Here is a 13,638-nt window from a genome sequence, read left to right on the forward strand (position 1 = left end):
GGCTTTTGTTGTTTTATTTATCGTGATGGGAGTAACAAAATGAAGTTACTACGCAATTATATTGCTGTGATGCTGGTATCGCTTTGTTTTGTGACGTTTGCCAGTGGGCAAACACGAACGATCACCCCGTCTGATGATCTGCAAGCTGCTATTGATACTTCACAAGCTGGGGATCAACTGATACTCGATGCTGGGCGCTATAGCGGTAATTTCACTATCAAAAAGAGCCTTACGCTTACCGGAAAACCCGGTGCCATTATTGATGGTAATGGTCAGGGCCATACCTTGGTGATTGAAACACCTGATGTGCGTATTGAAACACTTGAGATAACAAACTGGGGAGACGATTTAACGGATATGGACTCCGGTATTTTTGTTGAGAAAAAAGCCACCAATACACAAATTCTGAATAACTACTTTCTTGGCGATACATTTGGTATATGGGTGGATGGCGCTCAAGAAGTACTTATTAAAGCGAACCGTATCGAGGGAAATCTCAAGGTTCGTTCGCAAGACCGTGGTAATGGTATCCACCTGTTTAATGTCGGTAAGGCACGTGTGGAAGCTAACGAAGTGTGGCATACCCGTGATGGTATTTATATCGATACCAGTAATGGTAATGAGCTAGTAGGTAACTACCTGCACGATTTACGGTATGGCGTGCATTATATGTATTCATATCACAACTTAGTTTCTGGTAACCGTACCGTTAATACCCGTACAGGGTATGCATTAATGCAATCTAAGTTCCTTACTGTTACCGATAATATTTCAGAAAACGATTCGAATTACGGCATTCTGATGAATTTTATTACCCAGTCAACAATAGAAAATAATAGGGTGTCTGGTGTTCAAAATAATCGCTTTGTAGAAGGTGCTCCTTCTATGACAGAAGGTAAAGCCCTGTTTATTTATAACTCTTTATTTAACAAAATCCGCGGTAACTATTTTGCAGAGAGTGATATGGGCGTTCACCTGACCGCAGGCTCTGAAGATAACATTTTTACGCGTAATGCTTTCATCAATAATAAAGAACAAGTTAAGTATGTGGCTACTCGTCCACAAAACTGGTCTCACGAAGGGGTAGGTAATTATTGGAGTGACTACCTCGGATGGGATATGGATGCCGATGGCATTGGTGATACACAATATGAGCCAACAGATGGTGTTGATCGTTTGTTGTGGAAGTTCCCTGCAGCGAAGGTGTTATTGAACAGTCCTGCAGTAGAAACTATTCGTTGGGTACAGAGGCAGTTTCCCGTGCTCAAAGCACAGGGTGTTGTTGATACTCATCCCTTGATGAGCTTACCCAAAAAGTTATCGCCTTCAGCAGTGAGTGATACTGCCGTGATGGAAAAAATAGATGACAAACATAGTTGAGTTAGTGGGCGTAGAGAAACGCTACCAGAGTGTAAGGGCATTAGAGCCGCTGGATCTGTTATTACCAGAAGGTGAAGTACTGGGACTGTTTGGCCATAATGGGGCGGGCAAAACCACGACTATCAAATTGATTCTTGGACTCATTAAAGCCAGTGCGGGTTCTGTACGTGTTTTTGGACAAGACCCTACTTTTTCCGAGTCACGTAAAGAGCGCCAGCAGTTAGGTTTTCTTCAGGAAAATGTCAGCTTTTATGATCAACTGACAGGGGTAGAAGTGCTACGTTACTTTGCCCGCCTAAAAGGTATTCAGACATCAGAATGCCATCGTTTACTTGACCAAGTGGGTTTGAAAGCAGCGGCGGGTCGGCGGGTTAAAACTTATTCAAAAGGGATGCGCCAACGCTTAGGTTTAGCTCAGGCGTTATTAGGAAACCCAAAGCTATTGTTATTGGATGAGCCAACAGTAGGGCTTGACCCTCTAGCAACACAGGATTTTTATCACCGTATAGGACAGCTAAAAGAGCAGGGCTGTACGGTCGTGTTGTGCTCGCACGTGCTACCCGGTGTTGAGAAGTATATTGATCGTGCAATGATTATGGGAAAAGGTAAGGTACTCGCGCAAGGTAGTTTGAATGACTTGCGACAACAAGCAGAGTTACCACTGGTATTGAATGTTAAAGGGTCTGGATTACAGGTCCCTGAGAGTATTCAGTCACGCGCAACAGTATTGGAAGATGGTGTCAGTATGCATCTCTCTTTACAGGAGAAAATGCCAGTTATGCAACATATGCTAGCGCAAGCGGGTGTGACGGATATTGATCTTCATTTACCGTCACTTGAGGATCTTTATACCCACTATACACGCACCTGTGTTGGTCATGAGATGGAGGGTGTTTTATGAACCCCATTGTAACAGTTGCCGCAAAAGAGTTTCGTGATGGTCTACGTAACCGTTGGGTGCTTTCAATTGCAATAATATTTGCAGTGATGGCTACCGGTCTCGCTTATTTTGGGTCAGCAGCAGCCGGGCAGGTAGGATTTACTTCTTTATCCACAACCATCATCAGCTTGGCTAGCTTAGCGGTGTTCATCATTCCATTGATTGCATTGATGTTGGCTTATGACGGTATTGTTGGAGAAGATGAAAGCGGTACTTTGCTATTGTTGCTCACTTATCCATTATCTCGCTGGCAGTTACTGTGTGGGAAGATGTTAGGCCATGGTGTCATTATGGCGTTTTCTACTCTAGTGGGTTTTGGTTCGGCTGCTTTAATCATGGGGCTGTTTGCGCCTGATATTAGTTGGTCGGAGTTAGCGATTCCCTTTAGCTTATTTATTTTATCTGCTGTTTTGTTAGGTTGGATTTTTATCGCTTTCGCTTATGTAATTAGTGTCAGTGTGACTGAAAAATCTAAAGCGGCAGGTCTGGCGTTAATTGTTTGGTTTTTATTCGTGCTGGTTTTCGACTTGGGGCTTTTAGGGGTACTAGTAGGCACTCAAGGCGATGTTGATGCCGACCTTTTTCCGTACTTATTACTGTTGAATCCAACCGATATCTTTCGTTTGGTCAATATCACTTACTTTGCTGATCAGCAGTTAAGTGGCTTGATGGCAATCGCCGAGCATGTGCGTTTGTCTACGACTGCATTATTAGTGAGCTTGCTAGTTTGGCTATCGCTACCTGTCGTGTTGGCACTGGCATTATTTAATAGGAGAGCATTGTGAATACTTTTACCCATATGCGTTTGTCTATAGCAGTTCTGTTGATTGCTGTAATAGGCTTAACAGGATGCAATGAAGATTCAACTGCTAAAGTGATGGCACAGAAGGCAATGGCACTTGAAAGTGCTGATGAGTGTCACCTATGTGGCATGTTGATCACACGCTTTCCTGGCCCTAAAGGGCAAGTATATGAGCGCAGTATTAAGCAGGATATGAAGTTTTGCTCCACCCGCGACATGTTTGCTTACGCGCTTGATCCTGAACACAAACACAATATTCAATCCGTGTTTGTTCATGATATGGCTGTAAACCCATGGGATGAACCAAGTGAAGAGACTTACATTGATGGTCGTAAAGCATGGTTTGTGATTGGTTCGTCTAAAAAAGGAGCTATGGGGCCAACATTAGGGAGTTTTAAAACCAAAGAAAGTGCTGAAGCGTTTGCAAAAGAGTTTGGTGGTGAGCTTAAGCGTTTTGAAGAGCTGACATTAGATATTATTTGAGTTTCAGAGTAGCTAGATAAAGACAGTTTATGTGGCTTGTGTAATGTTTAACGTGAATGTTATTACACAAGCCATAGCATTATTGCGGAGGCTTATAACGTGCCGCACTGATGATGCTAATTAAATGGATGATCACTGCAATGATGGCAGGGAATATCAAAAAATACATCGCGTAACCTACTGCGGTGCTAATAAAAAAGAAAAATGCAGCAAGCAAACGTCCTTGTACTAAGTGCCCTAGCCCCGGAATAAAAATGTTGCACAAAGCGGCTATTACATTACCTGTGCTGCCTTGTTTAGCCATAAAAATATCCTCTTGATTACGTAGCAATGGAGGGTGCTTTATTCCTGGCTATCTGTCAATAATCGAGATGAAAACACAGTACGAGTTCACCGCGTTGCTTTCATTGATTTGTGTCGAAGAAAAAGTACACAGGATGTGTAGGATTGAGAGTCTAATTTTATAGTGCATTGTAGTGGAGATCAGCATGGTGAGTGAGCATTTTGATATTCTGATAATTGGTGCTGGCCCAGCAGGTTTGAGCTTTGCGCGCTCGTTAGGAAGGCTGCCCTTAAAAGTGCTCATATTAGAGCGCTCATCACAAACAACCCTTGTCGAGCCACCTGAAGACGGTCGCGAAATTGCTTTGACGCACTTGTCAGTAAATTTGATGAAGGAATCTGGGGCATGGCAGCGCCTGCCGGAGGACGGTGCTTCTCCTATTGAAGGCGCTAAAGTTTTCGATGGAGAGTCCAGTTACAGCCTTGATTTTGATCGTGAGAGTGCTGACCTTGAGGCGCTAGGGTATCTGGTACCAAATCATCTGATTCGTAAAGCATTTTACGAAGTTGTTTCTAGCCAAGCGAATATTGAAATTCGTACTGAAAGTGTTGTAGAAAACGTTTCTACCGATGCAGAGCGCGGCTATGTGACTTTGACCTCTGGCGAGGTTATAACCGCTAATCTGATTGCGGCAGCAGATACTCGTTTTTCTGAAATGCGAAGAAAAATGGGTGTTTCAGCGACTTTAAAGGATTTTTCACGTACCGCTATTGTTTGTCGCATGGAGCATAGCCGCTCACACCAGCAAACGGCACTAGAGTGTTTTCATTATGGCCGTACAACGGCTGTGTTGCCCATGCAAGGAAAGCGTTCGTCGGTTGTTATAACAGTGAATAGCCGCGATGCTCATCAGTATACGGAGATGAGTGAAGAAGAATTTAACCGCAATATAGAGAAGCAACTTCAAGGTATGCTTGGTGAGATGACCTTGCTGGGTAAACGCCATGTTTACCCTTTGGTGGCCGTGCATGCTAACCAATTCGTCGCCAGAAGGTTCGCCCTAATCGGCGATGCTGCTGTTGGCATGCATCCGGTGACAGCGCATGGCTTTAATTTAGGGTTACGTGGTCAGGCGACGTTGGCTAAAGCGATTGAAAGTGCAATAACTGAAGGTAGAGATATAGGTAGCGAAGAGGTGTTGAAGGTCTATGAGTCGACACATATGCGTATCTCTCGTGTGTTGTATCATGGAACCAATATCGTAGTGGGGTTATTCACGCATGAGAGTGTTGCAGCTAAGTTAGCAAGAAAGGTCACACTTCGTTTGGCGAATAATATAACGCCGGTTAAACGCCTCATTACTGAATCATTAACAGAAAGTGAGTTAGAACAGCCCTCGGGATTAAAAGAAATGGTGCAGCGCTTACCAGGGCTTCCTTTGCCTAGGTTCCCTTTAAGAGGACCTATTAAACAGGCTGCGCAGGTAGTAAGTAAACGAATACCCGAAAAAATGAATCCATTAAAACGAATCGGTTTTCTGTAGACGGTTATTGTAAAGGTTTGTGATTAATCACGAAAAGACTTATAAAATATAAGTCTTTGTTTGGAGGCTTCTATAGTATCTCGCTCCTAAGTTTCGCTATACTAAATCTATTCTAGTTAGAATGAAGAATGGATTTATATGGATATTCGGAAGATGAGATGCTTAATCCTTGATGATAGCAAGGCAATTACTGGGTTGCTTGAAACTATCGTTATGGATGAGTTAGGAGCTGCACAAGCGCTAGTTGCTAACAACGTAGCCGATGCACTTGTATTGCTAGAAAAAAAATCTGCCTCAATTGATGTTATTTTCTGTGATCTTAATTTGCCAGATATTGATGGCGTAGCGTTTTTACGGATGTTATCAGAGAGGGATTTTCAAGGCTATATTGTCATTGTTAGCTCAGTATCCCATCGGGTACTTAAGTCAGTAGAGCATTTAGCGCGTAACCATCATTTGAAACTCTTAGGCACTATTATTAAGCCTATATCCCCCCAGTCAGTCATTCAGTTATTACGCAGTATTGGCAGTCATGGTGAAGCCAAACCTCAACCTAGTGCCAAAGAAAAGTTGACGGTACCCGAGTTGGTTAACGCCTTAGAAGAAGGCTACTTTGAGTGTTACTATCAACCGCAAGTATGCGCCATGACGCGTAATGTTGTTGGTTTTGAAGCGCTTGCAAGATTGCAGCATCCTAAAAGAAGTTTGATTTTCCCTAATGATTTTATTTCTTTGATGGAGCAGCATAATTTGATTCTTCGTTTGACAAAAGATCAAATTGTTTCAGTGTTTAAGCAGTGGGAGCTGTGGCATCAGCAAGGCCATTGTTACCGAATTGCGATCAATATCTCTGCATTATTATTAAATGACTTAGAACTCCCTGAGTTTATTCTTGAGCAGATAAAAAAATATGGTGTTAAACCTAAGCTGCTAACGCTTGAAATAACAGAGTCTTGTTTGAATGAAGATCGTATCAGGGCTCTTGAGGTGCTGAGTCGCCTTTCAATGTATGGAATTAACTTATCTATTGATGATTTTGGCACGGGTTATTCTTCTATAGAGAGGCTGCAAAGTCTGCCTTTTAATGAAGTGAAAATTGACCGCTCCTTTGTACAAAGTGCAGCTGCCTCTGAAAGTGAAAGGCCAGTACTTGATTCGATGATAGGTATGGCTAACCGTTTAGGTCTACGAGTGGTCTTAGAAGGCGTGGAGACATTAGAGCATTGGCAGATGGTTTGCCATTCAGGTTGTGATAGTTTTCAAGGATACTTTATCGCAAAACCGATGAGTGTAGATAAACTTGAAGAATGGTTAGCTGACTGGGATAAAATGACTGACTGAAAATACCATGAAATTTGACGTATTATTAAGGTTGGATGTTAATATTATCTCAGATTTTTTACCCCTATATTTGTAGTCGGAGCGTTTTGTGTCAAAACTTGCATCTACCCTTGAGAGCGAAGATCAACTGAGTGTCTTGATGGCGCGTCAGCCTATTTTTTCGAAAAGTCAGGATGTAGTTGCTTTTGAGTTGCTTTTTCGTGGCCAGGAAGCGGGTAACTTAGAGGTCATCAAGGATGATATTGCCACTTTTGATGTGGTAATGAATACCTACGCTAATATAGTGGCGGATGGGGGCAGCAAAAGACTGCCTTGTTATCTTAAGATTACCGACAAGGTGTTACTTAATAATAGTTTGCCTGAGCTTCCTCCCTCGTTATTTTCCTTAGAAATTCTTGGCCGTTCTGACATTACGCCTGAATTTATCGCTAAAGTGAAAGAGTGTGCACAAAAAGGCTATCGAATTGTACTTGCTGACTATGATCCTCACGATCCTAAATTTGATCGTTTATTAAATGTCATTCATGTGCTTAAACTCGATATTCAACGGTTGGGATTATCTGAACTTCCAAATATCATTCATAAACTAAGACCTCATCAGCTCGATTTGTTAGCAGATAAAGTAGAAACAAAAGATGAGTTTCGCCAATGCTTGGAAATGGGGTTCTCTTTGTATCAGGGATATTTTCTGAGCCACCCAATGCCTGTTAAAGGGAAAAAAATTAGTAGTAACAAAGTGCTGTTATTACAATTACTAGGTGAACTGGAACAGGACAGTGCGACAGGCACTTCGCTTGAAGGGATTGCTATTAACGATCCAGCACTTACCTATAAAATTCTCAAAGTTGTGAACTCAGCTGCCTTTCATGTACCTCGTGAAATTAACTCTCTATCGCATGCAATTACCTTACTAGGAATGGAGCAAATTCGGCGCTGGATTATGCTTTTTTTAACCACAGCGCAGGATGGCAAGCCAAATCAGTTAACGCGTAACATGTTGATACGTGGACGAATGTGTGAATTATTAGCTGAGCTGATGGGTAACGCTCATAGTATGAACTACTTTATTGTAGGCTTGCTTTCTCAATTGGATGCACTGTTTGATATTGATATGAAAGAGCTTTTAAATGAAGTGCCTCTTAGCCATGAGCTTAAAGATGCACTCTTGCATTTATCAGGTCCTATGGGCGAAACCTTAAAAGATGTTGAGAAATATGAGCGAGGGCAGTTTGAACAGCTCAGTGGCAGTGTTGATCGCCCTTTGTATGAGGTGGCATATCGACATAGTTTAAAGTGGTCGGAGCAAGTTATGAATGCATTGCTAAGTTAAGTCATGCATCTTTTGTTAGAATTCATCGTTTCAATTAGATAATAAAAAAAGGGGATCAGCAGGTGAAGCTATTCACAGCTGTGCTGTTGTCGCCGGTCTCTATGCTAGTGGTCGTTCTCATTCTGCTGATTGAGTTGGTATGGTTGCCTGGCGTGTCCAGTAAGATATTAGACGCGCGAGTAGCTGAAGTTAGCCGCTCTATACATTTGGCCGGTGAAGCGCTTAAGTTGTCTCCCAGTACCAGTCAACAGTGGCTGCCTTCCTTAAATATTGATGCGGGCGAGGATATAAGCTGGCGTAAAATCTTCCTAATCTCGCCCCATACTAATGAAACACAATTAATACCTCCGACTGAGTATGCTAGCGGAGCGCGTTTCATCAGCTACCCTGTTGAAAATAGCCAGTTAATAGTGGGGGCTTGGGTTGACTCAAGCGCTGTACTTTTACAAGCGAAGGAACCTATGCGCAGGTTTGAGATGGCAATCTTACTTTGGGGAATCGTTCTTTCTGTTTTATTTACTTTGTTACAGCGGCAGATGCTGTTCAAACCGTTAAAGCAGTTGATTCGTGAGGTTGATGAGGTAGTTGCGAGCAATAATATTACAGCTTTGGAGGACAGTCATGTAAGAGGAGTACTATTAGAGCCCCTAATAGGCTCCCTCACCAAGATGTGCCATGCAATTACAAAGAAGTGCTCAGTATTTGAATCTACGGCAAAGCAGTCCCTTATCGATGAAGAGCGTTTAAATAAAGCACTTGATATCGCTCGTTTGGGCTGCTGGGAGTGGATTTTAAAAGAAGAACGCTTTTGGTATTCAGATAGCCTTACTTCTATTTTGTTGATCAAAGATCATCAGCAATTAAACCTAGAGAGTTTTATTTCGGGTGTGCACCCCGCTGATCGTAGTGAAGTAGTTAAAAAATTACGCAAGATGCGAGATGATGCCCAGTCAGTAGAGTTGTGCTTTCGTGTCTCTGCTTCGTCCGGTGAATATCGTCATATCCAGCTGCTCAGCTCTGTCGTGTTGGATAACCAAGGGCAAGTGAGTCGAATTTGCGGTACATGTCAGGATATTACTGAGCATAAGAGTATAGAAGCGTCATTGAAAAAGCTCTCCAGTGCAATTACACATAGTGGATCGAGTGTGTTGATCACTGATGTTATTGGTGCTATTGAGTATGTGAACCCTAAATATACAGAGACAACGGGTTATTTATTATCCGATGTTGTTGGGCAGCAGCCAGAGCTACTGAGCAGAAAACTGATGAAGCCTGATTGTTATGAAGCACTCTGGCAATCTTTGTTATCAGGTCGGCATTGGCGCGGAGAACTTCGAGGGAGAAAGAAAGACAGCAGCACTTTTTGGTCCCTTGTTTCCATTTCTCCAATCAATAATGAGTACGGTGAGTTAACTCACTTTGTTATCGTCTGCGAAGATGTAACAGAGCTTAAAGATGCGCATGCTCGAATGGAGCGCCTAGCTTTATATGATGAACTTACGGGCTTACCTAATCGGCGTTTTTTCTTTAGTGAATTATCGCGTTTGTTTGAGCAGGATGTGATTGAGCATCCCTCTGTTGTTATGCTCTTAGATTTAGATTTTTTCAAAACCGTTAATGATACTCAGGGCCATAGTGCAGGTGATCGGCTATTAATAGAAGTCGCGCAGCGCTTGGTAGGGGCCCTTCAGGATGGAGATATAGCTGCCCGGTTGGGTGGAGATGAGTTCGCAATACTCATTAATCCGGTGCTAGACGTAGAGCATATTGAAGTGGTGGCACAGAGCATTTTGAATGAAATTTCCCGGCCATTTTATATCAACGAGCATGAATTACAGATTAGTACGAGCCTTGGTTTGGCGTGGCTACCTAAGGATGGAAACACGCCAGAAGCGCTTTTAAAGCATGCTGATCTGGCCATGTATCAAGCCAAGGAGATGGGGCGAAATCAGTATCGTTTCTTCACTGAAAGTCTACATGACCAGCTGCAAGCCTATATTCGTTTTTCAAGAGAGATGCCAAAAGCCCTAGAAACGAATAGCTTTATACTTGAGTATCAGCCGCAAGTGAGCCTCAAAACGGGAAATATTATCGGCGTAGAAGCGTTGGTTCGCTGGGATCACCCTGAGTTAGGTATTGTTTCTCCGCAGCGCTTCATTTCAGTTGCTGAAGAAACTGGATTTATAGTGCCGTTAGGGCGTTGGGTGCTTAAAACGGCATGTAAAACTTTGAAGCATCTAGCGCTTCATCAAATGTCACATATTAAAGTGGCCATCAATTTATCATCACGTCAGTTTCGTGATCCGAACCTGCTGACGATGATTCGTCAGATGTTGCTAGAATATGACGTTGACCCAGCACGTTTGGAGTTAGAAATTACGGAATCTCTTTTAATGCATGATATTGGCTTAGCAATAGAAACATTAAAAGAGTTACAAGCGTTAGGAATCACTATTGCCATTGATGATTTTGGTATTGGTTATTCATCGTTTAATTATTTGAAGACGCTACCTATTAATGTGTTGAAAGTGGACCGAGAATTTATCAAAGATATCCCAGACCATTTGGATGATATGGAGATAACGGCAGCGATGATTTCTATGGCGCATCGACTAGGTATGATTGTTGTCGCAGAAGGCATTGAAACGCAGGTGCAGCAGGTATTTCTTGAGGAACATCACTGCGATATAGGCCAGGGATACTTGTTTAGTCGCCCAATTGAATTATCAAAATTGATGGGACTGTTAACAAACCAGGAAGCTAAATGACGACATGGTTGCCCGATGGGTTAAGTCATTTGGATATGATTATTCTTGTTAGTATGAGTGCTTTTACATCGATGATGACAGCCGCTGTTGGTATTGGTGGTGGTGTTTTATTATTGGCCATTATGGCTCAAATGATTCCTGTTCAAGCATTGATTCCCGTACATGGTTTGGTGCAGCTGGGTTCAAATGGGAATCGAGCTTATATGACTCGACAACATATAGATTGGCAGATGAGCCGTTTGTTTATTCTTGGGGCTGTATTAGGCGCTGCTATTTCTGTGTGGATTGTTGTGCAGTTGCCTTTGGATATGATCCGTTTGTGTGTCGCATTCTTTATTCTGTTTCTTGTTTGGGGGCCAAAACCCAAAGCGCTGATTCTTTCAAATAGCAAATTAGTTTTCGCCGGTGCTGTGACGACTATTATTTCTGCTTTTGTTGGAGCTACAGGGCCTTTAGTGGCCGCGTTTGTACATCGCCAGAATATGGGTAAATTGCCCACGGTAGCAACCTTTGCTGCCTGTATGTCATTTCAACACCTGTTAAAAGCGATGGTCTTCATTAGTGTTGGGTTCGTTTTTCAGGATTGGTTATTAGTGATCCTATTGATGATTGCCAGTGGCGCTCTGGGGACATGGGTGGGTTTACATTTATTGAAGTCCTTATCTGCAGATGTTTTTAAACAACTCTTTCGTTGGGTCGTTACGCTATTGGCATTGCGCCTATGTTGGCAGGTGTTTTTTTCTGGTTAGTGGTAAACGGTTACACAAAAAAAACCCGCACATGTGCGGGTTTTTAATTATGAAGAGTGGTTAGTCAAGCATACTTAAATCGCGAACGGCGCCTTTATCTGCTGATGTTGCCAGTAATGCATAGGCTTTAAGCGCTGCCGATACTTTACGTGGGCGGGCTTCAACAGGTTTCCAGCCATCTTTACCTTTAGCATCCATTGCTGCACGACGGCTTGCTAGCTCTTCATCAGATACAAGCAAGTTAATTGTGCGGTTAGGAATGTCGATACGAATCTTATCGCCATTTTCTACTAAACCAATAGCGCCACCGGCTGCAGCTTCTGGTGATACGTGGCCAATTGAAAGACCAGATGTTCCACCGGAAAAGCGGCCGTCAGTTAGGAGTGCGCACTCTTTACCTAAACCTTTTGATTTGATGTAAGAGGTTGGGTAAAGCATCTCTTGCATGCCTGGGCCGCCTTTAGGTCCTTCGTAGCGAACAATAATGATATCGCCAGCTTTTACCTTATCCGCGAGAATATTAGCGACGGCTTCATCTTGTGATTCGGTTACGTGTGCAGAGCCTTCAAATACTAGAATAGAATCATCTACACCTGCCGTTTTGACTACGCAGCCATCTAGAGCAATATTACCCGTCAATACAGCAAGTCCACCTTCCAAAGAAAAAGCGTGCTCAATAGAGTGAATGCACCCGTTTTCGCGATCACCGTCCAGTGTTGGCCAGCGTGTAGATTGGCTAAATGCTGTCTGTGTAGGTATTCCTGCAGGGCCTGCTTTGAAAAATTCAATAACTTCAGGTGTCGGGCTACGCATGATGTCCCACTTTTCCAAGCCTTCAAGCATTGTTGTGCTGTGTACGGTTGGTAGGTCGGTATGGAGCTTTCCAGCACGTGCTAATTCGCCTAGTATGGCGAAAATTCCGCCTGCACGATGCACATCTTCTACATGGTAAAGAGGTGAGTTAGGTGCCACTTTACACAGTTGTGGAACAGTATGAGATAGGCGATCGATATCGTCCATCGTGAAGTCTATTTCTGCTTCTTGTGCAATGGCGAGTAAATGTAGGATAGTGTTCGTTGAGCCACCCATAGAGATGTCTAAGGTCATCGCATTTTCAAAGGCTTTGAAATTACCAATGTTGCGTGGCAGAACGGATTCATCATCCTGTTCGTAATAACGTTTTGCAAGATCCACAATGCGCTCGCCAGCCTCTTCAAAAAGACGGCGACGATCACTGTGAGTTGCTAGCATTGTTCCGTTGCCAGGTAGTGATAGGCCCAATGCTTCTGTCAGGCAGTTCATGGAGTTGGCGGTAAACATGCCAGAGCATGAGCCACAGGTAGGGCAGGCTGAACGCTCGTATTCCGCAACCTTCTCATCAGAGGCGGTGTCATCAACGGCGATGACCATAGCATCTACAAGATCTAGTTTGTGCTCGGAAAGCTTAGTTTTACCGGCTTCCATCGGGCCGCCGGAAACAAAAATAACAGGGATGTTGAGGCGCATTCCGGCCATAAGCATTCCTGGTGTGATTTTGTCACAGTTGGAAATACACACCAGTGCATCGGCACAATGAGCATTAACCATATACTCGACTGAGTCGGCAATAATATCGCGTGATGGTAATGAGTACAGCATACCGTCGTGGCCCATTGCGATGCCATCATCAACAGCTATAGTGTTGAATTCTTTGGCAACGCCACCTGCTTTTTCGATTTCACGTGCAACCAGTTGTCCCATATCTTTCAGATGGACATGGCCAGGTACAAACTGGGTAAATGAGTTAGCAATCGCAATGATTGGCTTATGGAAATCGTCATCTTTCATACCAGTGGCACGCCATAAAGCGCGGGCACCTGCCATATTACGGCCAGCTGTAGAAGTTTTAGAGCGATAAACGGGCATGAAATAATCTCTCTGTCAGTTGTTATTTATAATGACCAGCAATTATACCAGAAACTCTGCCTGATGAAGAATTCACACTCTTTGATTTTAAATAAAGGCAATACTGGGTTTAAA

The 13,638-nt window shown here is 43.1% G+C and carries 11 protein-coding genes; 9 read left to right on the forward strand and 2 right to left on the reverse strand.

Features of this window, described 5'->3' with window-relative positions; genetic code table 11:
- Positions 1-39: 39 nt before the first annotated feature.
- From G511_RS21405 to G511_RS0100095, 4 genes are read left to right on the forward strand one after another with little or no spacing between them, the layout of a single operon-like run.
- A complete protein-coding gene (locus G511_RS21405) occupies positions 40-1,380 on the forward strand; it encodes a nitrous oxide reductase family maturation protein NosD (RefSeq protein ID WP_211224837.1) in 1,341 nt (446 codons plus the stop codon).
- Positions 1,364-2,281, forward strand: coding sequence for an ABC transporter ATP-binding protein (locus tag G511_RS0100085; protein WP_028467786.1), 918 nt, complete (start codon positions 1,364-1,366; stop codon positions 2,279-2,281). Before G511_RS21405 ends, G511_RS0100085 begins: the two co-directional genes overlap by 17 nt.
- Entirely contained in the window at positions 2,278-3,105 is an 828-nt protein-coding gene (locus G511_RS0100090; protein WP_028467787.1) for an ABC transporter permease subunit, read from the forward strand. The genes G511_RS0100085 and G511_RS0100090 overlap by 4 nt, the downstream gene beginning before the upstream one ends.
- Positions 3,102-3,605, forward strand: coding sequence for a nitrous oxide reductase accessory protein NosL (locus G511_RS0100095; protein WP_245573787.1), 504 nt, complete (start codon positions 3,102-3,104; stop codon positions 3,603-3,605). The genes G511_RS0100090 and G511_RS0100095 overlap by 4 nt, the downstream gene beginning before the upstream one ends.
- Before the next feature lie 79 nt (positions 3,606-3,684).
- Here G511_RS0100095 and G511_RS0100100 read toward each other — a convergent pair whose 3' ends face one another.
- Positions 3,685-3,909, reverse strand: coding sequence for a hypothetical protein (locus tag G511_RS0100100; RefSeq protein WP_028467789.1), 225 nt, complete (start codon positions 3,907-3,909; stop codon positions 3,685-3,687).
- A gap of 184 nt (positions 3,910-4,093) precedes the next feature.
- Here G511_RS0100100 and ubiM point away from each other — a divergent pair, with 184 nt between their 5' ends.
- From ubiM to G511_RS0100125, 5 genes are all read left to right on the forward strand, one after another.
- The gene (ubiM, locus tag G511_RS21410; RefSeq protein WP_156905123.1) at positions 4,094-5,431 is read left to right on the forward strand and encodes a 5-demethoxyubiquinol-8 5-hydroxylase UbiM; all 1,338 of its coding nucleotides are present in this window, start codon (positions 4,094-4,096) and stop codon (positions 5,429-5,431) included.
- A 153-nt stretch (positions 5,432-5,584) separates the two neighbouring features.
- Complete coding sequence (locus G511_RS0100110; RefSeq protein ID WP_051221339.1) at positions 5,585-6,772, forward strand: EAL domain-containing response regulator; 1,188 nt, start codon at positions 5,585-5,587, stop codon at positions 6,770-6,772.
- Positions 6,773-6,860: 88 nt separating this feature from the next.
- On the forward strand, positions 6,861-8,102 hold the full coding sequence (locus G511_RS0100115; RefSeq protein ID WP_028467791.1) for an EAL and HDOD domain-containing protein: 1,242 nt from the start codon (positions 6,861-6,863) through the stop codon (positions 8,100-8,102).
- 62 nt (positions 8,103-8,164) lie between these two features.
- Entirely contained in the window at positions 8,165-10,870 is a 2,706-nt protein-coding gene (locus G511_RS21415; RefSeq protein ID WP_051221341.1) for a putative bifunctional diguanylate cyclase/phosphodiesterase, read from the forward strand.
- Complete coding sequence (locus G511_RS0100125) at positions 10,867-11,619, forward strand: sulfite exporter TauE/SafE family protein (protein ID WP_036550775.1); 753 nt, start codon at positions 10,867-10,869, stop codon at positions 11,617-11,619. Before G511_RS21415 ends, G511_RS0100125 begins: the two co-directional genes overlap by 4 nt.
- 60 nt (positions 11,620-11,679) lie before the next feature.
- On the opposite strand, the gene ilvD is transcribed toward G511_RS0100125, so the two are convergent.
- On the reverse strand, positions 11,680-13,524 hold the full coding sequence (ilvD, locus tag G511_RS0100130) for a dihydroxy-acid dehydratase (protein ID WP_028467793.1): 1,845 nt from the start codon (positions 13,522-13,524) through the stop codon (positions 11,680-11,682).
- Between the last annotated feature and the right edge of the window lie 114 nt (positions 13,525-13,638).

It is taken from the genome of Neptunomonas japonica DSM 18939 (genome assembly GCF_000422765.1).
Classification (GTDB): domain Bacteria; phylum Pseudomonadota; class Gammaproteobacteria; order Pseudomonadales; family Balneatricaceae; genus Neptunomonas; species Neptunomonas japonica.

Excerpts from the sequence above, each read along its gene's own strand:
- ilvD (WP_028467793.1), bottom strand. The coding sequence starts at position 13,524 with ATGCCCGTTTATCGCTCTAAAACTTCTACAGCTGGCCGTAATATGGCA.
- G511_RS0100090 (WP_028467787.1), top strand. The coding sequence starts at position 2,278 with ATGAACCCCATTGTAACAGTTGCCGCAAAAGAGTTTCGTGATGGTCTA.
- G511_RS0100100 (WP_028467789.1), bottom strand. The coding sequence starts at position 3,909 with ATGGCTAAACAAGGCAGCACAGGTAATGTAATAGCCGCTTTGTGCAAC.
- G511_RS21405 (WP_211224837.1), top strand. The coding sequence starts at position 40 with ATGAAGTTACTACGCAATTATATTGCTGTGATGCTGGTATCGCTTTGT.
- ubiM (WP_156905123.1), top strand. The coding sequence starts at position 4,094 with ATGGTGAGTGAGCATTTTGATATTCTGATAATTGGTGCTGGCCCAGCA.
- G511_RS0100125 (WP_036550775.1), top strand. The coding sequence starts at position 10,867 with ATGACGACATGGTTGCCCGATGGGTTAAGTCATTTGGATATGATTATT.
- G511_RS0100085 (WP_028467786.1), top strand. The coding sequence starts at position 1,364 with ATGACAAACATAGTTGAGTTAGTGGGCGTAGAGAAACGCTACCAGAGT.
- G511_RS0100110 (WP_051221339.1), top strand. The coding sequence starts at position 5,585 with ATGAGATGCTTAATCCTTGATGATAGCAAGGCAATTACTGGGTTGCTT.